The sequence below is a fragment of the Paenibacillus marchantiae genome (assembly GCF_028771845.1).
Taxonomy (GTDB): domain Bacteria; phylum Bacillota; class Bacilli; order Paenibacillales; family Paenibacillaceae; genus Paenibacillus; species Paenibacillus marchantiae.
In genome coordinates this window covers 3,404,661-3,429,119 of the sequence record NZ_CP118270.1, presented here as the reverse complement: position 1 = coordinate 3,429,119, position 24,459 = coordinate 3,404,661, and the positions used below count along the sequence as shown (strand labels likewise).

At 46.7% G+C, this 24,459-nt stretch carries 15 protein-coding genes and 1 pseudogene; 7 read left to right on the top strand and 9 right to left on the bottom strand.

The features are described 5' to 3' along the window. Window positions 1–136 precede the first annotated feature (136 nt). Window positions 137–613 (top strand): peptide-methionine (S)-S-oxide reductase MsrA, encoded by a 477-nt coding sequence (msrA, locus tag PTQ21_RS15765; RefSeq protein ID WP_274570514.1) that lies wholly within the window; start codon window positions 137–139, stop codon window positions 611–613. A gap of 60 nt (window positions 614–673) precedes the next feature. On the opposite strand, the pseudogene PTQ21_RS15760 reads toward msrA, so the two are convergent. Beyond that, window positions 674–1,366, bottom strand: a pseudogene (locus tag PTQ21_RS15760) (HAD family hydrolase); the annotation flags it as partial. Window positions 1,367–1,556: 190 nt separating this feature from the next. On the opposite strand from PTQ21_RS15760, the gene PTQ21_RS15755 reads away from it, so the two are divergent. The 3 genes from PTQ21_RS15755 to PTQ21_RS15745 all read left to right on the top strand — a co-directional run bounded on the left by PTQ21_RS15755 (window position 1,557) and on the right by PTQ21_RS15745 (window position 5,776). Continuing rightward, on the top strand, window positions 1,557–3,317 hold the full coding sequence (locus tag PTQ21_RS15755) for a DEAD/DEAH box helicase (RefSeq protein ID WP_072732325.1): 1,761 nt from the start codon (window positions 1,557–1,559) through the stop codon (window positions 3,315–3,317). A 2-nt stretch (window positions 3,318–3,319) separates the two neighbouring features. Continuing rightward, entirely contained in the window at window positions 3,320–4,537 is a 1,218-nt protein-coding gene (locus PTQ21_RS15750) for a YqhG family protein (protein ID WP_274570406.1), read from the top strand. 333 nt (window positions 4,538–4,870) lie between these two features. Beyond that, on the top strand, window positions 4,871–5,776 hold the full coding sequence (locus PTQ21_RS15745) for a hypothetical protein (protein WP_274570405.1): 906 nt from the start codon (window positions 4,871–4,873) through the stop codon (window positions 5,774–5,776). Between the two features lie 95 nt (window positions 5,777–5,871). Here PTQ21_RS15745 and PTQ21_RS15740 read toward each other — a convergent pair whose 3' ends face one another. Next, window positions 5,872–6,096: a YqzE family protein gene (locus PTQ21_RS15740; protein ID WP_064639170.1), complete on the bottom strand. Its 225-nt coding sequence runs from the start codon at window positions 6,094–6,096 to the stop codon at window positions 5,872–5,874. 193 nt (window positions 6,097–6,289) lie between these two features. Between PTQ21_RS15740 and PTQ21_RS15735 the strand changes: the two genes are divergently transcribed. Next, complete coding sequence (locus PTQ21_RS15735; RefSeq protein WP_063564760.1) at window positions 6,290–7,063, top strand: N-acetylmuramoyl-L-alanine amidase family protein; 774 nt, start codon at window positions 6,290–6,292, stop codon at window positions 7,061–7,063. On the opposite strand, the gene PTQ21_RS15730 is transcribed toward PTQ21_RS15735, so the two are convergent. Both PTQ21_RS15730 and PTQ21_RS15725 read right to left on the bottom strand, forming a co-directional pair. Next, entirely contained in the window at window positions 7,038–7,982 is a 945-nt protein-coding gene (locus PTQ21_RS15730) for a divergent polysaccharide deacetylase family protein (protein WP_244552048.1), read from the bottom strand. The two genes, PTQ21_RS15735 and PTQ21_RS15730, sit on opposite strands and share 26 nt — an antisense overlap. Before the next feature lie 76 nt (window positions 7,983–8,058). Then, window positions 8,059–8,955 carry an AraC family transcriptional regulator gene (locus PTQ21_RS15725; RefSeq protein ID WP_274570404.1) on the bottom strand — a complete coding sequence of 299 codons (897 nt, stop codon included), beginning with the start codon at window positions 8,953–8,955 and terminating at the stop codon, window positions 8,059–8,061. 210 nt (window positions 8,956–9,165) lie between these two features. On the opposite strand from PTQ21_RS15725, the gene PTQ21_RS15720 reads away from it, so the two are divergent. Then, a complete protein-coding gene (locus PTQ21_RS15720) occupies window positions 9,166–11,604 on the top strand; it encodes a glycosyl hydrolase family 95 catalytic domain-containing protein (RefSeq protein ID WP_274570403.1) in 2,439 nt (812 codons plus the stop codon). A gap of 82 nt (window positions 11,605–11,686) precedes the next feature. Here the strand turns inward: PTQ21_RS15720 and PTQ21_RS15715 are convergent, their stop codons facing one another. From PTQ21_RS15715 to PTQ21_RS15705, 3 genes are all read right to left on the bottom strand, one after another. Then, complete coding sequence (locus PTQ21_RS15715; protein WP_274570402.1) at window positions 11,687–13,291, bottom strand: extracellular solute-binding protein; 1,605 nt, start codon at window positions 13,289–13,291, stop codon at window positions 11,687–11,689. A 133-nt stretch (window positions 13,292–13,424) separates the two neighbouring features. Then, window positions 13,425–14,315, bottom strand: a complete 891-nt coding sequence (locus PTQ21_RS15710) for a carbohydrate ABC transporter permease (protein WP_063564764.1) — start codon at window positions 14,313–14,315, stop codon at window positions 13,425–13,427. Window positions 14,316–14,343: 28 nt separating this feature from the next. After that, the gene (locus PTQ21_RS15705) at window positions 14,344–15,300 is read right to left on the bottom strand and encodes an ABC transporter permease (protein ID WP_063564765.1); all 957 of its coding nucleotides are present in this window, start codon (window positions 15,298–15,300) and stop codon (window positions 14,344–14,346) included. Window positions 15,301–15,553: 253 nt separating this feature from the next. Here PTQ21_RS15705 and PTQ21_RS15700 point away from each other — a divergent pair, with 253 nt between their 5' ends. Continuing rightward, window positions 15,554–17,281, top strand: a complete 1,728-nt coding sequence (locus PTQ21_RS15700; RefSeq protein WP_274570401.1) for a cache domain-containing sensor histidine kinase — start codon at window positions 15,554–15,556, stop codon at window positions 17,279–17,281. 68 nt (window positions 17,282–17,349) lie between these two features. Here the strand turns inward: PTQ21_RS15700 and PTQ21_RS15695 are convergent, their stop codons facing one another. Together PTQ21_RS15695 and PTQ21_RS15690 are read right to left on the bottom strand one after the other, a co-directional pair. Further along, window positions 17,350–19,470 (bottom strand): alpha-galactosidase, encoded by a 2,121-nt coding sequence (locus PTQ21_RS15695; protein ID WP_274570400.1) that lies wholly within the window; start codon window positions 19,468–19,470, stop codon window positions 17,350–17,352. A gap of 166 nt (window positions 19,471–19,636) precedes the next feature. Continuing rightward, window positions 19,637–24,214, bottom strand: a complete 4,578-nt coding sequence (locus PTQ21_RS15690; protein ID WP_274570399.1) for an S-layer homology domain-containing protein — start codon at window positions 24,212–24,214, stop codon at window positions 19,637–19,639. Window positions 24,215–24,459: the final 245 nt, after the last annotated feature.

Sequence of the window (24,459 nt, the reverse complement as noted above, 5' to 3'; positions counted from 1 at the left end):
AAAGAAGAGGCTGGGTGAACTATCAAATGGATTGCGTTATGACTAGTATTCATAGTAATCTTGATTAAACACAACTGAGAAATGGGGAATAGCAGTGATTGAAAAAGCAACGTTTGCCGGGGGATGTTTCTGGTGTATGGTAAGTCCCTTTGAAGAGCAGCCCGGCATTCACGGGATTATATCCGGATACATGGGTGGAACCGTAGAAAACCCTACATATGAGCAAGTATTGACCGGGGACACGGGGCATTTGGAAGTTGTGCAAATCTCGTTTGATCCAGCCATTTTCCCATATGAGAAATTGCTTGAGCTGTACTGGCCGCAGATCGATCCCACAGATGCCACGGGTCAGGGTAATGATCGCAAAAGCCAATATCGGGCTGCCATCCTGTATCACAATGAAGAGCAACGCCAATTGGCCCTGAAATCACGAGAGGAACTTGCCAAAACAGGCCGATTCGATAAACCTGTCGTTACTGCCATTGAGGAAGCCTCCGTATTTTATCCGGCAGAAGAATATCATCAAAATTTCCATCGCAAAGATCCGAAATATTATAAAGAATCCCGGATTTATTCCGGACGTGATGAAATTATCAAGAAATATTGGAGTTAATCTCTTTAAATAATTAATTAATAAAGCGGCCACATGGGCCGCTTTTTTGTCGCATCCATTTTACAGTACACCGATTAAAGTCTTCAACTCCTCGAAGCTATCAATAACCCGATCCGCCTGAGCTAGTTCATCGGCTTGAGCAAAGTCAAAATTACATCCAATGGAAATTAAATCATTATCCTTCGCCGCCTTAATGTCAGACAAGCGATCCCCGATAACCATGCCATGAGTGATCTTATATTTCTCCACGATGGAGCGTACGAGATCAGACTTATTTTGTGATGAAATCTGCTGTATGCTGAAGGTTTCCGTTACCCACTCATCCAAATGATAATAGGTTACGATGGCATTCAAGTATTCGATTTGTCCATTACTCGCTATGTATATCGGTATACTCTTCTCTTTGCAGTATAGAAAGAACTCTTCTACGTACGGGTACAGGGCACCATGGCCTGCCTCGATATTCGCAATCAACTTCTCATGAAACCATTCATTCGCTTGTTGTCTAATCTGGTCCGAGTATCCGGGCAATAAATTCTCCCAGACGACGGGCAGAGGAACTCCCATAATCTCACGATACTTTTCTATTGGCGTATTCTGCTCCCACAATTCCTTTGATCTCAGATGATTAAAAGTGTCATGCAGAGAAGTTTCCAATATTCGATCTGTCTGAAATAACGTACCATCCATATCAAAAATCAATGAAAGCATCAACAGATTCTCCTCCTTCATATTCAGGATATAGTTTGAGATATAATAGTCACTCTACTTAAGTAAAGTGACTATTCATCAACATACGTGAATACCTATCATTTTACAACCCTTCCAAACTTTCTGATTGAAATCACCCCTTATTCCAAGGTTGGTTATGAACTGCCTCTCATTCGTCCATACTATTACCTACGAATAAACCGTCATCACGAATGGCAGGGGAGGAAGCACCATGAACCGGAAAAACCCGCATCAACTTAATCAACCTGCAGCAGAACTACCCGTTCCGCTTGAATTCGATCGCAGCTGGATCACCCAACTGGAGTCCAGACTCGATAAAGGCGGCCCTTGGGGCGATTACAGACTCTTTCAACTTGGCATTCAAGCCGAAGAGACGAATCTGATTCCCAACTTTGATGAAATCCAATGTCTGAAGCATTTACAGGGACTCACCCCTCTTCCACACCAGATGGATACTGCACGCAGAGTACTGTTTGAAATGTCAGGCCGTGCCATTCTCGCCGATGAGGTTGGACTTGGCAAAACGATTGAAGCTGGCCTGATTTTGAAAGAATATATGGTCCGTGGACTTGTATCCAAAGTGCTCATTCTCGTGCCTGCGTCCCTTGTACTACAATGGGTCCGGGAGCTGAATTCCAAATTTGGCATCCCAGCGATTGCACAGAAAAAAGCCTATTCCTGGCAAAATGAAATCGTGGTTGCCTCTATGGATACAGCAAAGCGTGACCCGCATAAAGATATGCTGCTGAATACAGATTACGACATGATTATTATCGACGAGGCTCATAAGCTCAAAAATAAAAAAACAACGAACTATCAATTCATGCTGAAATTGCGGAAAAAGTACTGCCTGCTGCTTACGGCTACACCGGTACAGAATGACATGAGCGAGCTGTTCAACCTCATTAATCTGCTCAAGCCGGGACAGCTTGGCCGTCAGGGTGATTTTGCAGCCAACTTTGTCGTCGACAAACGTATTCCGAAAAATCAGGAGCAGCTCAAGGATGAGTTGTCCAAAGTCATGATCCGTAACCGTCGCGGTGAAGGACCTGTTCAATTTACCAAACGAAACGTTTCCAATGTGAATTTGCAGCTTTCGCCTGAAGAACAAGCCCTTTACGATGGGGTGACTTCCTTTGTGAAGGATCAGTACCAGGAAGCCGGCGGCAATCTGAGCAGCATGCTTTCGCTAGTGACGTTGCAGCGAGAAGTATGCAGCAGTCGGGATGCCGTGTTTGTGACGTTGGTCAATCTGTCGAAGAAGCTTCCACTGGACTCCCCACTGAGGGATAAGATTTGGGAGCTCGTTGCCCATATTAAAGCGATCAAGGAAAATACGAAAGCCGAAAAAACGATGGAACTCGTTCGTGACATGAATGAGAAGGTTATTATTTTCACCGAATACCGTGCCACGCAGGAGTATTTGCTCAATTATTTTCGCAACAACGGCCTAACCGCTGTTCCCTACCGGGGCGGCATGAACCGTGGTAAAAAAGACTGGATGATGGACCTCTTCCGTGGCCGCGTACAGGCAATGATTGCAACCGAGGCGGGCGGTGAGGGTATCAACCTGCAATTTTGCCATCACATGATCAACTTCGACCTGCCCTGGAATCCTATGCGTGTCGAGCAGCGGATCGGTCGCGTACACCGATTGGGACAACAGAATGATGTGAACATCTACAACCTTTCGACGACAGGCACAATCGAGGAGCATATTCTGAATCTGCTTCATGAGAAGATCAATATGTTCGAGATGGTTATTGGTGGATTGGATGTCATTCTGGAGCGGCTGGAGAAGAAGGAATCGATCGAAAAGAGTTTGTACAAAATCATGCTTGAATCACAAAACGAAGAGGATATCCGCCGTAAAATGGACTCGCTTGGACAATCGTTGAACTCCATTCAGCGCGAAGTCGCAGATGAGGCACCAGCCGTATCCGGGCTTGATATTCGTAAAGGAGGCCTCTGATCATGACCATGTCACCCCATGAAGTGCAAGCGTATGTGCTCACTTACCTGGAAACACTTGATTGTCAGATTATGGAGCGTTCTCCTGCCCATGTTACGGTAAAACTTTCACCTGAAGCCGACAAGGCATTAACCAACCGTCCGTATTATTGGGGATTTGTGGAGCGAACCGGTGCACCTGCGGAGACGATGTCCTTTACATTCGTCTTTGATCCGGATGCCCATCAGCAAGCGTTGGAAGCTGAAGAAGCAAAAGCTGCACAGTTTGCTCCTCCAACCTCACCAGGTACCGGTACCCCCGAGGCTCCCAAAGATACCATTCTAGGTCGGTACTTCGGTATTGTCCCTTCTCTGCCTCAGCTGGGACCCGGACGGATTTTGAAAGAAGATGTTGTATATGGCAGTCGCAGGTTGCAGCAGATCTTCAATGCAGCACGTGAAGGCGGCGCATTCGTGAACCTGTTCGAACAGGCTGCAAAAAGGCAATTGCGAGCTACCGCGCCAGCAGTATATGAGCCATGGCTTGGTGTGTGTTTTAAAGTGGAATTCGCCTGTGATCTGAAAAAAGAGGAACTTCATTTTATCGGCATCTCCCTCAGAACAGGGGAAATTGTCGAGAAGTTCGGCTCGAAACTGAACAGGCGTGACCTTAGCCCAAGGCTGGCTGAAAATATGCACGTACAGACCGCCAAAGTGTCGCTAGCCGATGCCGGGGCAGCTCTGGAATCGCATTTGACAAATCGCTTGCTGGAACTCGACTATAGCTGGGCAGAGAAAGCCAAAGAACGGCTTGATCTGGAGCTTGCTGTTGTGGATACGTACTATGAAGCAGTTCTTAGAGAGGACACCCCTGAGGTCGACGTTGATACAACCTCTGCCTCCAGCACAGACGGTAGTTCAACGGATCAGGAACATGCAGGGACCGGGCCATCTACCCAAATTCAGACTTCTCGCTCTGGCCCTACTCGTATCCAGAAAGCACATCTACAGCCCATCGAACCAACTGGCGTGATGATTGGAGCAGATGTCGAACTCGCTGCTGAAGCTGCTGTTCAGGCAGAACCAGAAACGGACCCGGAACAGGAGAAAGCCCGCCAAGCGGTCCTGGACCGGGAAGCTATGAAGCTGCAATATGAAACACGGCGTACCGAGATGATCTGGCAATATGAGCCCAAAGTGAAGGTGACCGCGATTAGCAGCGGCATGTTTCATTTGAGATAGACGACGAAGACACTACTTTTCCCGCAAATGACGGCAAAAGTAGTGTTTATTCATGAGTGGCAGCCCGACAGGTTGCAGCAACCTTTGCATAACCTGTCCTCTAAAATGGAATTAGAAACGATCACGTAGCGAAAATGGAGTCCGTTTTGTCAGGATATGTACCCCAGAAAAGTAGGTGTTAGCATGAAACGACCCTTCCACAAGGGATGGAACGTGATTCGCCGTATAACCGGCATTGTAATGTGTTTTCTATGTATAATCACCCTGCTCCCCTTACTGCAAGCTGAAGGTGCTGGAATCCAAAATGCAACTAGGTTCGTACTACCCACTACATTGGCCACAAGTACGGCGGAACTTCATTCCGACACACTGGCTCCTGATGCAGTACAACAATTTGCTCGCGAGCAAGCTATCATTCTAAGTACTGAACATGAAGGGAACCATTGGGATCATGCTCAATTGGACTTTTATCCCCTCGGTCCAGGCACACGCAGCTGGTTGGTATACGCTAATGTTGGAGAGTCACCCGTTGGTTATATGATCATTTCAGCTAACGAGCAAGGACAATTACAGCTCAGCGAGTATGGTCAGGGAGAACAACGACCGTACAACATTTCCTTGTTGGATCAAGCTCTGGATCGACAGCAACTGGACTTGAAGAAAATGATTAATGACGGAGGAGGGCTTCAATTACGTTATGCGCCTCCCCTGCTCGCTTATTGGAAAGTGGAGAGACCTAACGATGATGCAATCTATATTGACGCAACCAACGGCGACACCTTACCAACGGGTATTTTGGATGCACTGGATACGGACTCACGGCAGGCTACGAGTCGAATGAAGTTCATAAGGTCAATATCTGTACAAGCTGTCGTGATGACCCCCGAGGATTCGCCACAAGTCTCCTCGTTGTCGTTGTCCGTTGACTCCATGGATCTGCAACCTTTCTTTGATCCCGCGGACAATCTGTTATGGATCACTTCAAAAGCACTTTCGATCAATGGCGTAAAGACATTGAATCAGCAATGGAAAGAGCATAAGAAGATCATTTTCTCTGCAGATGAGAAAAATGTCTTGTATGGCGGGGCTTTGCCTGTCAGTGGTTATCAAATCTGGCGTGACGACCGTGGAACCGTTCAAAAACAATATGTAGCTATTGGCGGGAATACTTCGGTAAGACGATTTGTACCTCTTCAGACTTTGCTGCGGGACGGGCATTTCTATGCTGTGAAACCTTGACCGATCTATACAACAAATAAGACGCCTTCCTCTGGTTCTTCATAGGAATGCGTCTTTTTCTTTGGAAGAAGCTACTACCTATGTTGGTTCTTGATTCACCCTTTACCTGAAGAGCTTCGTTTCTGCATTTTCCCCTGCGAATTCATTGCTTTTTCCTTTTTTCCAACCCATAGAGATACAGCAAAAGGAATCATTCCAAACCACTTCATAGTCCATGGCTCTTTGGCTTTGGTTCGTCCTTTACGCTCATCCTTCGGTGTGTCGATATAATGAACAACTCGCTCTGTAATGTATTTCACCAGCTCATCACTTTTGGCCATAACCTCTGCCTCCTTAGCTCCGGCAAAGCCGGGGCTTATGTTATCTCTATTGTGTGCAGAAGGGATCATCAATAAACATTTTTTTGCTGCAAAGAGTATGAAAAACAGAAGAATGCACAGTCTAATGCCAAAGGTATCCATCCACTCACTTTATGGCATAAGATGCCTATTTCAAGAAGGAGCGTGTATTCTCATGTATAAGCTGCTGGCCGCATCGATGGCATTGCTAATCAGCATCAGTTCCATCCCTCTGACCTCCCATGCCAGCGCGGCAAAATTTGCCTTAACCGACCTGCCTACATTGCATTCACAACGATCACCCATAAGCCCATCCATGCTGCCGGTAACCGATGGGGATGCCTATCACTCCACTCATCATGCTTTTGCAGCACCTGTGATCCTTCTGGACGTTGGTCATGGCGGCATTGACGGTGGAACAACAGACCATGGCGTACTGGAAAAAGACATCAACCTAGCCATTAGCCAAAAGGTGTATCTTCTGCTTCGCAGCAAGGGTTATGCAGTCATCATCAACCGACTTGGAGACTATGCGCTGAGTGACGAGAATCGCTGGTTAAACAGTCGCTCACGCCATCGCAGAGATTTGGCTCAACGCAAAAGCCTTAGCGAAGAGGTCAGCACCGACATCGTCGTCAGTATCCATGCCAACTGGAGTCCAAGATCAGCTGCTCGTGGCCCAGTTGTTTTACATCAGAACGAAGGAAGAAGCTACATGCTCGCAAGTTCCATTCAGAATCAGCTAAATCAATTGTACAAGACGGAGCGCGATGTGGTATGGGGCAAGCCCTTTTACCTGTTAAATCATGTGAAGCAACCCGCTGTAATTGTTGAAACCGGATTTCTGAGCAATGCACACGATCGCGCAATGATCAGCGACCCGGGCGAACAGAAACGGATTGCACAGTCCATTGCTAATGGCATTATTTATTATCTGTCGGCAGTTTAGGCTCAGCTTGCCAATGCCACACATCTCGGACCAGATCGCTAATACCGACGAACTCAATCTGACCTTTGAGCCGAGATACGGATTCATGGACGACAGCAGAGGTATTTAATCCGGTATGACCAACGTGACCGATCACTACACACACATCTTTGTCGAGAGCACGTTGGGCTGCCAAATCCATTTGCTTGCGTATTTGTTGTTTGGAATTGTGGTCATCTAGAAAAATATCGTTGCCGACGGGTGGCATGTTTTTGGTGATGGCCAATTCCCCTACCACAGATCGAAAATTGGTACGACTATCCACAAAAAATAGCCCGCGCTCTTGACATACATCCAATACAATGGACATGATCCGTTTATCAGACGTAATTTTGGAACCCATATGGTTGTTCATGCCGACGGCATAAGGAACTTCATCTATGGCTTTCTCGACTCGATCACGCACTTCCTCATCCGTCAGATTGGATGTGATCGCACCTGGCCCAAGCCATTCTGGTCTTCCCTTTTTGGGCTCCATTGGCATGTGAACAATCACATCCATTCCTTTTTCATGTGCGGCAATCGCATCTTTCTTCGTCGTTGGCAAGAATGGCATCACGGCCAACGTTAACTTAACCGGGGTCGCCAAAATTTCAGAAGTACCTTTCATGTCATTCCCCGCATCATCAATGATGATCGCCATTCGTTTACGCTGCGATTTGTCTGCCGGAGTTGGTGATATCTGACCTGAAGTTGAACCAGGTACTTGTATTAAGGTTTGCTCCATTAACATTTGCTCTGGCTGCCCTGAACGAATTTGTGATTCCGCACTGCTGGCAGAAAAGCCAAAACCATAAACCATGAATATCGTACCTGTGAGTACCACTGACATTTTAAATTTCCAGGTGCAGGACCACCCTTTTCGTCCGGCCTTATTCATCCATCGTTCCCTCCTTTGTTCTGTCCCATCATTATTTGAACAATGAAGGGGGAATATGTAGACAAAAAAAGCCTGTTCATTCCAATGGAGCGCTGAAGGCCGCTGTGTTGGAATGATGTAAGCGATATTGGCGAGGAGCCTGACCTGTCAGTTGATGAAAAAGGCGAGAGAAGTAATGAACCGAGCTAAAATGATATTTTTCAGCAATTTGAGTGATATTTAATGTCGTGTGAAGCAAATCATACTTCGCCCGTCCAATACGAAAGTGATTCATATACTGGATGGGGGAGTATCCTGTAGATTTCCTGAACAGCTCGAAAAAATGACCACGGCTCATTTTGAGACTTTTGTGATAGATATCCAGCGGCTTGGGTGCTCCGTGAAGTAAGTCCTTCTCCAAAATTTTAAGAATATGGGCTATCCGGCGATCAGGGATTAAATTCCCCTTCTCCATGCAGCAGTTCAGAAAATAGTCGATAAACGTCTGAAAATGACGCTGAATCGTCAAGCTCCGCATAAAAGTCTGCTCATTGGTGTATGAACCACTTTTATAAAAGTCTTGGAACAGATCCTGCCAGATTCGCAACGACTCCACCTTTGAAATCTCCCTAAGTTCATATGGAAAGGCTGGGCCAACAAAAGCTTGTTGCAACACCTGCGGCGGATAACAGATCGGACAGGACGTATCAAATACCTCTTTTCGCTCCACATAGTGCCAATCAAAATAACAACACAGATGTACCATAGGGTTATTCCCATCAGCCACCCATTCATGTAATTGCCCTGCTGGAATATAGACCAGCGAACCAGGACCGAGCCTGCTGCTCAGACCATTTATACTTAATATCCCATACCCTTCGCTGATCAAGTAAATGGAACTGGTATAACAAATTCGCGGAGAACTCGACTGTCCCTTCGCAAAAGGGTATCGGGTCGCCAAATATACATAGGGATGCAAGGAAGCAAAATTCATTGGAAGTTTCCTTTCCGACTCCGTTTTTCTCGATGTTAACCTTTCATCTCCATCATCGAAAGGTACAATTGGGGACTAGAGGTACATATCAGCAGAGCACCAATTGATCTGACGATCGTGCAAATCATGGACGTCTTGCTAAATACAGCAAACTGCTGTTCAGATACAGTAATAACTGTACATCGCATGACTTCATGAGGAGGACGACTTGTGCAGAAGAAGGATAGTCTAACGAAGAGAAAAAACGAGATAAAAAAGAACAGAGGCTATGAACGGGCCAAGCAGCATCCCATTTCCTTCACTGGTCCTGCGCCGGATTTTTTTGAAGGCGCACTACTGGGCAATGGAGGACTAGGTGTTGTCGTAACAACCCGTCCAGACGCTGTGATGCTCCATTTTGGGCACAACAATGTATGGGATATTCGTCTCGCCGAAGAACACCGTGAAGAGCTCATGACTTTCCAAGAGGTATATGACAGATTTGCTGCTCTGCCAGCTGATTTACCGCGATTAACGGAACATCCGTGGTACAAACAATATTGTGAGTTGGCTGGCCAAAATTACAGTAAGGCATATCCCAAGCCCATGCCCTGCGGGTCACTACTGCTGCGGTATGATCGGCGAAAGGCCGAAGTCATCGGCCACACCATGGATATTGCCAACGGCCTTTGCACGATTGATTTCCTGATCGATGGCAAACCTGCTGTATTCGAACTCTTTGTGGAAGGAGCGCACTACCGGATCTGGATGAAGGTAAGTGATACTGCGACGGGTGCTCCGATCCCCTTATTCGAGGAGATCAAGCTCATTCCTGATCCCGAAACACCGCCTGAATTTCCTCAAGCAGCAATCGTAACCAGTGAAATTACGGGTAGACAGTCATTTACGCAAATTTTGCCGCATGTTGAGCATCCCGCTACGCCCTATATCACACATGAAAAAGATAGAGCTTTCCGGCTCGCTGTTCGCTCGTCTGGATTAACAGCAATGAAGAAACATGCTTTGCATCATCAGACGCTCGCATCCAACGGCTGTCCTCTGGGAGAACCTGAACTCGGCTTTTTGGCCTGTGCAGAGCTCTGGGAAGGCCTTTACAGTGAACTCAATATTGAGGCCGACCCGCCAAAACTGTCTTCCTTTAGTCAAGCTAAGGAAGAATCGAATGTAATGTGGCGTGATTATTGGAGCCGCTCCTCCGTCTCTCTGGAAGATGAATTTCTGGAGCGTATCTGGTACCACAATCTTTACTTTTTTAATTGTGCCGTGAGAGAGGGCGTTACCTGTCCAGGCCTATTCGCCAACTGGAGCTACCGTACCATCGGTGCAGACTGGCATGGGGATTACCACATGAATTACAACACACAGCAGCCATTTTGGCTCGCATTCTCCAGCAATCATCTCGACAAACATCTGCCCTACGTGGATATGGTTGATCATGTACTTCCCATCAGCCGAGCATGGGCACGTGATTATTACGGACTAAGCGGAGCTTATTTCCCCCACTCAGCCTATCCTGTTGAGATGTCCATGATGCCCTACCCTGTCCCGCACTGGGGATGGGAAATCTGTGAGACGCCTTGGACCGTACAAAGTCTATGGTGGCACTATCGATATTCCATGGACGAGACGTTCCTGCGTGATCGTGCATTTCAACCCATGAAGGAAGCCGTGCTGTTCATGGTCGATTACATGAATCGTCCGGAAGCACAGGGTGAACGCTGGGGAGATGGTAATTATCACATTTTTCCGACGGTGGTGCCGGAGCTATATGAGATTTCACCCGGCTTTGCCAAAAACAAAGACTGCCTGATCGACCTGACACTGACGCGATTTCTGTTCAATGCGTTCACCCAGGCCTGCGGTGTTCTTGAAAGGATAAAATCCGAGCAGGAACTGCTAGAGAATGTAGAGGAGATTTTAAACCAGTTCCCTTCTTATCCCACAGCCGAATCACGCAACGGTCCAGTCTTTGTGTCGGTGGAGGGGGAAGATCCTGACGTGGTGTATAACGTCCCGATTCCTATTACGACTGTATTTCCAGGTGAAGATCACGGGCTTCATTCGTCAGAGGAGGAATATCAGACCGCAGTAAACTCCTACCTTAACCACCGCAACGAAGGCGGGAATGAACTGGTATTCTTTCATCTTGCAGGAGCCCGGCTTGGCGTGTTGGATCTGGAACGCTTCAAGCGTCAAATCCAGTATTGTCTGCTACCAAACGGTACTTGTACAGATCGGGTCCTGATGAGCGGTGGTCGCTATGCTGACACGGAGAACTTCGATTTCATGTCACGCATGGGCATCTGGTTCGAAAATTTCTCCCTGCCTGCCGTTATCAATGAATGCCTTCTTCAAAGTTATAATGGCACCCTGCGCTTCTTTCCCAACTGGCCGAATGGACAAAAAGCAGAGTTCCATACTCTCCGTGCTGTGGGAGGCTTCCTTGTCAGCGCGGCTTTTGTGGATGGGGAGACGGATTGGATCGAGATTGAGAGCGAAGCTGGTACTTCCCTAACCTTCTATATCTCATGGGCAGAAGGGGCATTGTGCACAGTTTCTTCTGGTGAACAATATATGTTTTCTGGTCAGGTTGGCAAGATCTCAACCGTAGCAGGAGATATCATCTCCATTGTTAAAGCGACGTTTTAGCGTGTCTTGTAGAATGTGTCCATAAATAAGAAGCGTCCCTGACCATCCCGGGACGCTTCTTATTACCAAATTTACTCTTCAATTACTTGGAAGACCACAGTTCCATACGCTGAGCATATTTCTCGTTAATGATATCTTCCACTTTCTCATCGCCAGCCTTCTTCATATCCTCCAGCATCTTGTCAAATACGGAGTTGGCTTCAGCTTCACTTGGAGCAATAATGGCTCTCGTAATGCTCTGATCCATAATATCCTTCACCTTCTGGGCCGTCAGTGCTTGAGGTGTTCCCCCATCCGGATTCAGGTTATCATACTGTGCTGTATCCCATACGGAATCACCAAGACTCTTGAGGGCCAGTTCATCCACTTCACTGCGTTGGAATTTAACGGCCATGTCGTACGGCTGTCCATTTGGATCCAGGCCATTTTTGATAAACCATAACCATTTACGAACGCCACTTTTCTTCACCGTATCATCCCAGTTATCCTTGAAGCTTTTCAGGAATGCAGGTTCCGGTTGTCGCTTGCCATCCACCATAGTGTATTGCTCGCCTTCCTTGCCCCACAGCAGCAAATGCTGTCCTTCATCACTCGCCAGATAATTAAACAGCTTTATGGTTTCTTCCGGGTGTTTGTTGTTTTTGGTAATCGCAATGGCATCCCATCCAAGCGAGCTTCTTGGGCCAAATGTTGTTTGAGCCGGGTCTACACCTGGAGCAACAACCTTGTATGCGAACAACTGATTCTTTTCCCCGCCATCTTTCTTCAAGGCGCCATTGCCGTTACCTGGGTCCCAATAGGCACCTGGTGTAGAGAATACTGCGCCAGTCGTCAGCTTTTGAATCCAAGTCTGTGTTTTGCTGATCGCAAATTCTTTCTCAATCAGACCTTCTCTATATAAGCGATTGATATATAACAGCATCTCGCGATATTTGGGGTCTTTAACATCATATTGCAGACGTCCGTTGTTGTCATAGTAGGCTTTTAAGCCCCACATGCCTTTGAATGTTCCCAAATTCGCGCCCATGTTCTCACCGTTCATCGTCATGGGAATGGACTCTTTGCCATCAATCGTGTTGTATTTTTCTTTAAAGTTTTTCAGGAGTGCTTCAAACTCATCCGTTGTAAGTGGCTTTGAACCATCTGCTTTGTCTGGAAGAAACTCTTCCAGCAGGTTTTGTCTCATCAGCATACCGAAGACCGGATCACTGTCGAGTCCATACCAGTTTGCCAGATAGTAGTTCTTGCCGTCTGTATAACGTGTTTTGGTCAAGGTTTCGCCATACATCTCTTTCAAGTCAGAACCATACTTTTCAATTAACTCATCCAGTGGAATGAATGCACCACTTGAAATGTACTTATCAAGTGAAGCGTCTCCCCGACTCATGACCACCACATCCGGATAGTCACCACTGGCGAGCATCAAGCTTAGTTTTTCCGTTGGATTACCTGTTGGTTGTTGGATGGAGATCTCTATGCCCGTCTTTTTGGTAATTTCCTGGGCAATTGCATCGGTAAATGGTTCTCCTTTGGTATTGCCATCAAACCACGTCAGCGTAATCGGCCCTTGTTCCCCATCTTTACCCGCTGTATTATTCTCCCCATCATTGGAGGAGCAGCCCGCAAGCAAACCAACGACTAATGCAGCCGTAATTCCCATGGTCATCCATTTTTTTGTCTTTATCATTGACACCCTAATTCCTCCCAATGAATAAATTCCTGTAGTGCTAGATTGAGCATTTCCAAAACGATCTTTGCCCACCCCCTTTCAGGGAGAAGCCACCGGACAAGCCTTCCCTGCAACCGGATCACGGAATAGATTAACTCTTAACAGCTCCCAAAGTCATGCCTTTAACAAAGTATTTTTGCAGGAACGGGTACACCATAACGATTGGTAAGGTGGCCACCATGGTAGCAGCCATTCGAATGGTATCACTCGAAACAGCATTTCGTTTAGCAGAGTTGGCCAGCATCTGCGATTGTGAAATCATGCCGCCAGTCTGAAATTGATTCAAGATTTTGACGAGCACGGCCTGCAGGGTCTTCAGGTCCGAGCTGTAGGTGAACGCATAGGAATCAAACCAGGCATTCCAATGCCCAATCGCTTGAAAAAGTCCTATTGTGGCAAGTACAGGTGTTGTCAGCGGCATCACAATCCGGAAGAAAATCGTCAGATCGTTAGCCCCATCTACCCTTGCCGATTCTTCAATCTCATGGGGCAGCTGCTCCATAAAGGTACGGACAATAATCATATAGAAGACATTCATCAAACTTGGCAAAATGAACACCGAAAATGTATCGATCATGTTCAGTGCCTTAAGCACCATGTAGAACGGAATGAGTCCACCACTGAAATACATGGTAAAGATAAAGTACAGGTTCCAGCCTTTGCGACCAACCAGATTCCGCCGACTTAGCGGATACGCAAGCATCGTAATGACGAGAACCGATAGCGGTGCGCCAATCAGCGTCCGTTTGACGGTTACCCACAGCCCGTTTAAAATCTCACTATCTTTCAAAATCTGCTGATAGCTGTCCAAGGTCAAGTCCCTGGGCCACAAGTAAACGCCGCCCCGTACCGTATCCTCCGCGCTGTTCAATGAAAGAACGAGTATATTCCAAAACGGAAGAAATGTAACCAGTAATACTAGAATAAGAATGAAATACACAATAATTTTGAAAATACGATCCCCGAATCTGTTCAGAATCATCACAAGCGCTCCCCTCTGTCTTTTGTAGTTAGAACAACGCCTGGTCGTTCACTTTTCTGGAAATCCGGTTCACGATGAGGACAAGAATAAAGGCAACAACGGATTTGAACATCCCCACGGCAGCACCGTAAGAGAACATGCTGTTTTGTAGTCCGTATTTGTAGGCATAAATATCAATAACTTCGGAGTATTCAAGCACGGTATTATTTTGCAGCAGGTATTGCTGTTCAAACCCTGCATTCAAAATGCCACCAACCGCGAGAATAGCCAATATGACAATTGTAGGGCGCATGGATGGCAGCGTTATATGCCACATTTGCTTAAATCGGCTGGCTCCGTCCACCCTGGCCGCTTCGTAGAGCTCCGGATTAATGGAAGCGATTGCGGCGAGATACATAATGGCGCTGAACCCCATCTCTTTCCACATGTTCGACAATGCGATAATCCACCAGAATAGAGGCCCGTTCTGCAAAAATGCGACTGGTTCTTTGACAATGCCCAGCAGAACCAGAATATTGTTAAGCATTCCATCCGAAGCAAGCAGCGTAATTACAATGTTGGCTGCAATAACCCATGAGATAAAATGCGGCAGATAAGAAACCGTCTGTACAAAACGTTTGAAAAATCCCTGTCTCGCTTCATTAAGTACAAGCGCGAGAATGATTGGCGCAGGAAATCCGAAGAACAGCGTCAGCAAGCTTGTCGCAAGCGTATTACGCATAACCCGATAGAAATCCCCTGTTGTAAAGAAATACTCAAACCACTGGAAACCTACAAATTCGGCATGGAAGAACTGGTATAAAAAAGATCCCCCACCCGGCTGATAATTCGTAAACGCCATATACAGTCCGAACATCGGACCATAGGAAAATAGCAATGTCGCAATGAAGGCAGGAAGCATAAGCACGAATAACCATTTTTGCTCTTTTAGTCTGCTTATCAGATTATTGCTCCTGACTGTTTTGATAGCGCTTACCTTATGCATTAAGTACCCTCCCTTTTTCTATACAGCAGCATGGCCGGCCATATCTTGATTCAACTTCTCTCCTATTTATCATAAATTTGACGCAGATCGCTTGCCATAGTCGAATTCTCCGAAAGATACCGCTTTTTAAAGATGTTTTTGTAAAAAGAGAGGATTGGTTTTCCATATTCACTCTGCTATGATGAATTGTGCAACGAATAATCAGTCAAGAGAGGGCTTCCAATTGCGCCAATTCTATCGAAAATACATATACATGCCTTTTGTTAACCTGAGCTTTCGTTCCAAACTATTTATGGTATTTGTACTCGTCACCATCATTCCAATGATGTTATTGGTTTATTTTTCCTATGAACTTACCAAAACGAAACTTACCGAGCAGATCTACATCAACATGACGAACTCCACAGCTCAGATCACTAAAAATCTGGAGAATAAACTGGATAGCTACGAACATATTTCCGCCTCCATTTATTTGGATAACCGCCTTGCCAATTACCTTACGAACGAGTATCAGGATGATCCGTCTTATTTGGATGTCTATAATTATATTGGCAATCGAATCGACACCGTGATGGCTGCCTACCCCGATTTTGATAGCGCATTCATTTATTCGGACAATCCATCTCTGCCCAAAGACAATTATTATATCCGGCCGATTACACCCGAAGTTCAGAACACGGAACTGTTCCACAAATTGAAACAATCCTATGGGAACATTATTCATCTCTCATCGCCGCAGACAGAGAATAGTCCCGCCATGTTTACGCTTGCCCGGCTGCTGAACAACAATAGTAATCAGTATCCCTACGGAATGCTGGTCTTTCAAATTTCCGAGTCTGTCATCTACTCTCTCATGGAAAAAGAAGCAGGCGGCAAAGATATCTTTATTATAAATGACAAGGGCATTATTCTTTCTTCAGCGGACAAACAGTTAATCAATACAAGCTTGCCCGAATTGCTTCATCAAAATTTTGACGAGACGCTTTCAGGCAGATTTGATACAACTTATCAAGACGTGAAGGCTCTAGCGGTCTATAACACGCTTAAAAATGGCTGGAAAACGGTGTCCATCTTCCCTTACGACAGTATTATCAAAGATGCCAAATCTCTCTCTCAGCTTATTATCAAAATTTCACTGGGCTTCATCGGCGTGGCGCTGTTGCTCATTTATATTACTGCATCGCTGTTCAGCAAACGTATCAGGACGTTAATTCGGATGATTCGGCGCATTGAACGGGGGGATTTCAATCCTACCCATGAGGAACAAATGGGCAATGATGAGATAGGACAGCTTCACTTTGCATTCGAACAGATGACAACCCGGCTGAAAAGTCTGGTTACGGAGGTCTACCAGAAGGAGCTACAGAGTAAGGAAGCCGAGCTTGACCTGCTTCAAGCTCAGATCAATCCTCACTTTCTGTATAACACACTCGGCTCGATCTCCTCTCTGGCCGTAAAGCATCAGGATCCGCAGATCCAGGATATGGTCCTTCATCTAGCCAAGTTTTATCGGATATCCCTGAATAAAGGAAAGAGCATCCTGACCATCAATGAGGAATTGAAATTGACGCAGAGCTATAATGCCATTCAGCTTATTCGATTTAAAGGCAAGCTGAATATCACCTACACGATAGATCAATCGATCTTGCCCTACTCGACCGTAAAGCTTGCGTTACAGCCTTTTGTGGAGAATGCAGTGATTCATGCACTTTGGAACCAGGATCGGCCCCTAAATATCCATATCAAGGGCGTCATCGAGAACAATAGTATCATCTTATCTGTTATAGACGATGGAATGGGCATGCGGCGTGAGACGCTTCAGTCTTTGTTTGAAGAGAAAGAAGGACGCGGCTATGGCATTTCAAATGTGGATCGGAGAATTAAGCTGAAATTTGGTGAATATTACGGTGTAAAAGTGTACAGCAAACTAGGCATGGGAACCACGGTCCAAATCCGTCTGCCACAAAAAGAGATCCAATAAAAAAGGAGTGCAATGCAGCCACTATTGGCTTGCAAAGCACTCCTTTTAAAACATTCTACAGCATCCTTTTATACCTGCTCACGGATACGATACACCAAGCTATCGAAATCGCCACGTAGAGGCAGCTCCACCCCGATGTTCATCAGCGCACGGCCACTGACCGATAATCCCAGCTCTTCAATGAGATAGGTCTTGTTAGCATGAAGACCTGCCAAACGGAGTCTAGGCAACGGTTCACCCAGCTTCTGCGAGTGAAGAAAAGCGAACAGCACATGATCACTTCCTGCAGCATCGCTGTACTGGACAGCCGTAACCCCCTTATGTCGAAGCGCAGTCAGGCGGAATTGTCTGCCGAATTGCACGAGATGGCGAATGGCTTTGTACTGACCGATGAATTCCCCGGACTGCCCAATCCATTCATCACTCCACTCGTTCAGATTGGAGCCAATACCAAGCGTGCCCATCATTGCACTGTGGAAACGATACTTCAGGGAGACGTTTCGACCGTTCATTCCTGTAGGTGACTCAGTTACCCAACAGGTCATCATACGTGGTGCGTACGTATAGGAGAAGCCTTCCTGAATGCTCAGACGGTCGAACGCATCCGTATTGTCACTCGGCCAGGACTGGTCGGCATAACGGAAGATGCCCAAATCAATCCGCGAGCCACCTCCTGCGCAAGTCTCAAACTCCACATCCGGGAACTTGGTTCTCAGCTGTGCCCAGATATCATAGAGACTCTGGACATGCCTTACCCATACTTCTTTCTGGCGGTTAATAGGGTGCCCCTTCATGCCAGGCTCCGTGATGGTCCGGTTCATGTCCCATTTAATGAACTTAATCTCATGGTTGCCAAGCAGTTCGGTCATAAAATCGATAATGTATTGCTTAACCTCCGGCTTGGAAATATTCAGCAGCAGCTGATTGCGAAGCTCCGTACGTTCCCGGGTCTCAAAATGATATACCCAGTCTGGATGTGCTCTATAGAGATCACTATCTGGGTTGACCGACTCCGGCTCTACCCATATGCCGAACTCCATCCCAAGTCCGTGAACCCGGTCAATCAGCTCAACAAGTCCGTTCGGGAACTTCTCCATATTCACGTTCCAGTCGCCCAACCCCGCTCGGTCGGAATGCCGCTGTCCAAACCAGCCGTCATCCACGACGAACAGCTCCACGCCCATCTTGGCTGCCCGCTCGGCAAGCGCCATTTGGTCCTGTGCGTTAACATCGAAGTAGGTAGCTTCCCAGGAGTTGTACAGCACTTTCCCGATTTCACTGCGAGGCAGTATGTAATTGTATTGATATTGATGCAAGCGGTGGCTCATTCCGCCAAAGCCTTCTGGGCTGAATCCGCCGACAAAGACAGGCGTCTCAAACGTTTCGCCCGCACCCAGCAACCATTCATTGTCAAAATCATTGATGCCACCTGTTACCCGCACATGCGTGAATGGGGTCTTCTCCGCAACAATCTTCCAGTTGCCGCTCCAGGCCAGAGCACCAAACCATACCCCGCCGCCGCTTTCTGTCGAAAGACCATCATCAATCGCAAACCATGGGTTGGCATGACCGTCCGTGAAACCTCTCCGCGATTCAAGTATCTTTTTCCCCTCTGTCAAAATGGTATTACGCAGTTGGAATTCACCCGACCATTTCCCCGTAACATGCGTCAAGCGGTAATCCTGGAGATATGGAAATGTCCAGGCTGCGGATTGCATGCTTTCCAGCACGATATCCTCCTGTCCCGTATTTACGATATTGGCGTAACGCTCCACCAGGTCGAATTCCGGGATGACCCGATATATCAGCTGCGTTTCAAGTGTATAGACCTGATCCTTCAACGTGATAATCAACGTCTGTCTGCCATCTTGTTCAATGATTTCGTGCCGGTCATACTTTACCTGAAGATCGCGGACACCATCAGACATGCGCAGCTTCAGAGATGGCTCTGTATAAGATGCTCCTCCCCAGAAGCTGTACTCCTCCACCTCTCCTTCCACTTCCGCGTCAAAAGAGCTATGGGATTGTAGATGGAGCAACGGAGCGCTGTCCTCGATGTCCACGGGGTTACCCCAATACAGATGCTGGAGGTGTTCCCTCTCATTAATTCCGAAAATGTAGGACGAATTTTGCGTCTGTATTGCAAATATACGTAGTTGTTCATTATATTGAATCGTCAAATTGATCATCCTTTCGAGTTCCTGTTACCCTCGTGCTGTGTGTTGTGAACATACCTATTATTGTAGGAAGCAGGAGTTAAATTAGCCATATCGCATTCTTACAATCCATAGGGGAAATCATCTCTCATTTCAAATTATGAAAATAAGGCTGCGATGCAATTCGCAGCCTTAAATCTTACTTCAAAATCAGGTTATAGATGACCTGAGCCGCCTCTGCACGGGAAGCTATCCCTTTAGGCACAAACTGCCCCTGTCTTTGGCCTTGAACTAGTCCTAGTTGGGCTGCATCCTTTACCGAAGCAGTTGCCCATGAAGAAACCTGAGCCATATCTGTAAACAAGATGTCTGTAGAACCAACAGGCACTTTCCCATCATTCAGTTTGTATGCTTTCATCAGCATCACCGTGATTTCCTCTCGGGTAATCCGTGCGTCCGGCTGGAAACTGGTTGTGCTTCGGCCGTTGACAATACCAGCTTGGGTCGCGATCGCGATAGGTTCCGCGTACCAGGCATCTGTCGCTACATCTGTAAATTGTACTTCCCTTGCTACGGTCAGTCCCAGAGAATGAACGAGCATGGCGGTGAATTCAGCGCGAGTGACTGCACGTCCTGGCTCAAATTGATCTTCGTTTGTGCCTTCAACATACCCCTTTGCTGCTAACTCCTTGATTACAGAGCTAGCCCAATGATTGGCCGGAACATCGGCAAACGTCCGATTCAATTCCAGAACGGCATACTTGCTGAAGTGGCTCACTTTAGTCGTTAATACGCCATTCACGTAATCCGATTTGAGAAATTCCAATTTCCCATTTTCGTTAATATAATAAATCCCCCCCTGTGAAGGGTCGAAGCCTTCAGCCGCTTCCAGACTCAGCGTAACCGGATGATCGAACGCAGAGAGTGTTTCGGTTGTACCAGATTTAGTTGTTACCGAAAGGCTGAATTCATAGATTTCTCCCTTAAGGGAAACCGTTGCCCGGGAAGATGATTCCACTGCAGCAATGACCTCCTTGGCCTTGCTGCCAAGCGGAACCATTTTCAAGGAAATGGTACTATCTTCCTGTTGCCCCGCTGGTAGCTTGCTCAACAGCTGCTGGAACAAACTCGCAGGTACTTGCAGGGTTAACTTGCCTGATTTCACTTCCAGTGCACGGTCGCCGAGCTGGCGTAAAACAGCAGATGACAATTGTAGCTCCTGAGTACCAGCCTTGATGTCCACAACGGCTTTCCCTGCCCCACTGTCCACTTTCAGCATATCGGCTGTGATGACCAGTTTTGCTGTATCGTTCTCCTGAACAGTGCTGTTGCCGGAGTTTCCACTAGTATTGTTGTTATTTCCATTGTTGCCAGGATTCCCTGGGTTACCTGGGTTACCTGGGTTACCTGGATTTTCCGGATTGACTGGGTTTTCGGTCAATTTAACCAACTTCGATTCAGCCGGTCCAAGCGAGATGGACCATGAACCCGTGGCTAACGAAGATTCACCTGTCCACAAATCTTGTAACGTGTAGGATTTGGATTCATTCAATCCGGCACGACCCAAATTAATCGTTTTGTTCGCTGAACTATTGGCGCTGTAATTAAATACGGCAAGGTAATAATTATTGCCGTCTTTCAGAACAAACGTATCCGCAGCATTTGCATTCGTATTCCCTTCAAGCGGCTTGAATGCTTTTCCTTTCAGCGCCACCTGAAGAACATCCGTGTTATTGTACAATGCTGTCATGTATTCCTGTGCCTTGGGATCGTTCACATCATCGGAATCCATCATCACCGTGCCGGCAATCACACCGGAATTTACCCGACTACGGGCTTCCTCCAGGCTTGAAGCACTGCTTAATGCCAAATGATCTGGGTCTGTATAAGAATAGATCGTTCCATTTTGCCAGAAACCATATGTCAATGAATTAAGCATGTACTCCGTCTCATTGATTTTGCCATAGGTGTCACAAGAGATCCGTCTGCTATGCGCGTATTGACTTGGAAAAATCGGTGCAATGGACGCACTAATAAACATTTTCCCATCCAATCGCTCTTCGACATAACGCATCCCTTCATTGTATGCCTGGATTCCTGTCGTCACGGTAGTGTCATAGTGTTGGCCTTCCAGTGATCCATGGGTCAGGAAATCCAGTTTGATGAATGTGAATCCAAGTGATTTAAACTTATCCAGAAAATAATTCATACGCATTTGACTCCCCGGATGTGTCACATCCAGTGCATATGCTCCATCCAGCGTAGGCAGAGGTTTCCCCTGAGCATCCTTGAGCACAATATCACCATACGTATATTGCCCGTTGGTACCATCTACCGTTTGGCTCATATCGTTGCCCCAATATACAAATGGTCCCCAATAGATGCCTGCATGCTGACCATTGTCCTTAATTACAGATACGGCTTGGGCAAGCTCTGCATCACTTAGATTATCCCAGTAGGAATCCATATTAATGAATACATTTCCGTTATTGTTGAATTTCTTAAGGTTATTCTTGAAATAATTGGACACATCCACTACGTTCTGATACGAAAGCCCGCTATCATAAGCTCCCCAGCTATTCCAACCTACTGGAACACCTTGTGGCAGCTCCGGATTCAACGCCAGCGGAGGTGTAATAATCGCATTGGCTTTTCCGTATTCTTCAAGTCCTGTGCGGTAATCACTGAAACCACCTACCATAATCAGTGGTGAGGACAGCTCAGTACCGGTCAGGCTGCCATGTGGTTGGGTATCGCGAGTAACGTCACTCGCTGCACCACCATACACAGCAAATTCATTCAGACGATTAGCTGAGCCTTTCCAGTCAATACCGGTCTTCCAGGTGTCATGGGTTACTGAACCAATCACAAGACCGTTACGTGTTGAGTTATTGAATACCGTCGTCATCTCGTAGCTAGTATCCGCCCGGTTCATCGTTTGAGATTTATAGCGAATCCAGGCGTCATTGTCAAAAGGTACTGTAAGCACACGATTATCCGAGCTTACGCCGATATCCACACCACCCGAATTTTTTACAGTAATTGGTGACATGTAATTACTTTGGATCTCTGTATCACTGAAGGCATCCAGACGGTTGAGGAAATACGATTTATCTTCATAAAACCGATAGACCTGCTTCAGGGTTGGTTTGCCAATTGACGTATGAACAAAGTTCAACTCAATGCCTTTGCCGAATCCATCCTGAATCTCCACAGGTGTTCCACCGCTCTTATGACTCTCATAACCTTTGGTCTCCACAAGGCCGTCACCAAGTTTAATGCTGCTGAAAATCCCCCGCATCTTCTGCCCTTCTGCCCAGCTATAGCCGACGAATCCAGTCTGGGTATTATAAGACACTTCGTATTGTCCGTTCGATACAAGAAGGCCATACGTGTAATCAGTCACCGTGATATCCCCGTATTGTTGCGAGTCACCCGGTGTTCCCAGATCGTCATCTCCTTCACCTGGATTTTCGGGTTCTGTCTCTATCGCAGGCTCTACGATAATCCGGTCCAGATCGGGAGAATAGCCATTGTTATCTGAAAAGGTAATCGTATTCTCGCCCTCAGTTAATGGGAGGGTAAGATCATACGTACCTACCGTATCCCAATCCAGGGTTTTAGGCAGGTCGTGGAACTGCTCTTCCCCATCATTCGCATGGACATAGAAACTCCGCGGATCACCGGAAAAATAATCTACCTTAACGCGGTAATCACCTGTCATTGGGGCTATAATTTTATTGAACGTCAAGGAGCTCCCGCCATTCAGGTAGCCGACCTTTTTGCCTCCGGAAGCATTCGGACTCTCTGTTACACGCGCTTCACCAGTCAGTGTATTGCCCGAATCTTCGGCTTCATAGCTAAGCGTATACGGGATTACTTCTATTCGGTCAAAATCGGGGGAGTACCCATCATGATCCGAGAACGTAATGGTATTAACTCCCTTATCGAGGGAAGCTTCTGCATCATACGTGCCTACCGTATTCCAGCTTGCCGTTTTGGGCAGATCAATCATCTCATCCGTCTCATTGTTCACCTGCATATAGACAGGTCGCTGGTCACCAGAAATATAAGATATTCGGATCAAATATGTACCATCTGCCGGTACAGTAACATTCGTAAATTGCAGTGAACTGTTTTTGTTCAGATCCGTTACTTTTTTCCCGCCTGAACTGATACTGCTGTCCACCACCTTGGCATTGCCTTTCAAAATATTGTCGGCTGCTTCTGCCTCAATGATTGCACCATGCAGATTTTTCTTCCAGTCGTCTCCGCCACCTTCTCCCGGGTGGTCACTGTCCAAACCGCGGATCACAATCTTGTCGATGTCGGGAGAATACCAGTTGTTGTCATCAATCAGGATTGTGTTGGTACCCGCGTTCAACGGAAGAGTCACATCATACGTTCCCACCGTATCCCAGTCGACTGTCTTGGGCGGTTCTTCAAATTGCTTCTCCCCGCCATTCGCACTAATATTGAACGGCCGCGAATCACCTGAAATGTAGTAAACGGAAATCTTATAATTTCCTGTCTCACTTACAGTAACATTGTTAAATTGCAAGGAACTGCCTTGGTACATGCCTCCGACCTTTTTGCCGCCTGAAGCCGTCGGGCTATCAGAGATTTTCGCGTTACCAAGCAAAATATTTCCCTCGGCCTCGGCTTCATAGGTATTCATATCATCGGCGTGAGCTGTTCGGACGAACTGGCCCCCGCCAACTACCAAGCAAAAAATGATAAAGAACACAAATCCTTTTTTCATAATCCGTCCCAACATAACATGCCTCCATTTTCTTATGATTGAGTTAGGTCTCCATATGCCTATCCTGCGGCGGTTCACAGCCATCATCTGTAATCGCTTTCATAAAGAGCTGTTAAATCCCCTCTCTCCTCCTTCCTTTCCTATATGCCTAATTGTAAAAAGGAGGAGGGGGATGTTCCATACCACAATGTTACTATTCATACAGGAAAGCCTCTTTCATTCGCCATATCATGGGTTAGTAAGAGGGAGCCTATCCAAAT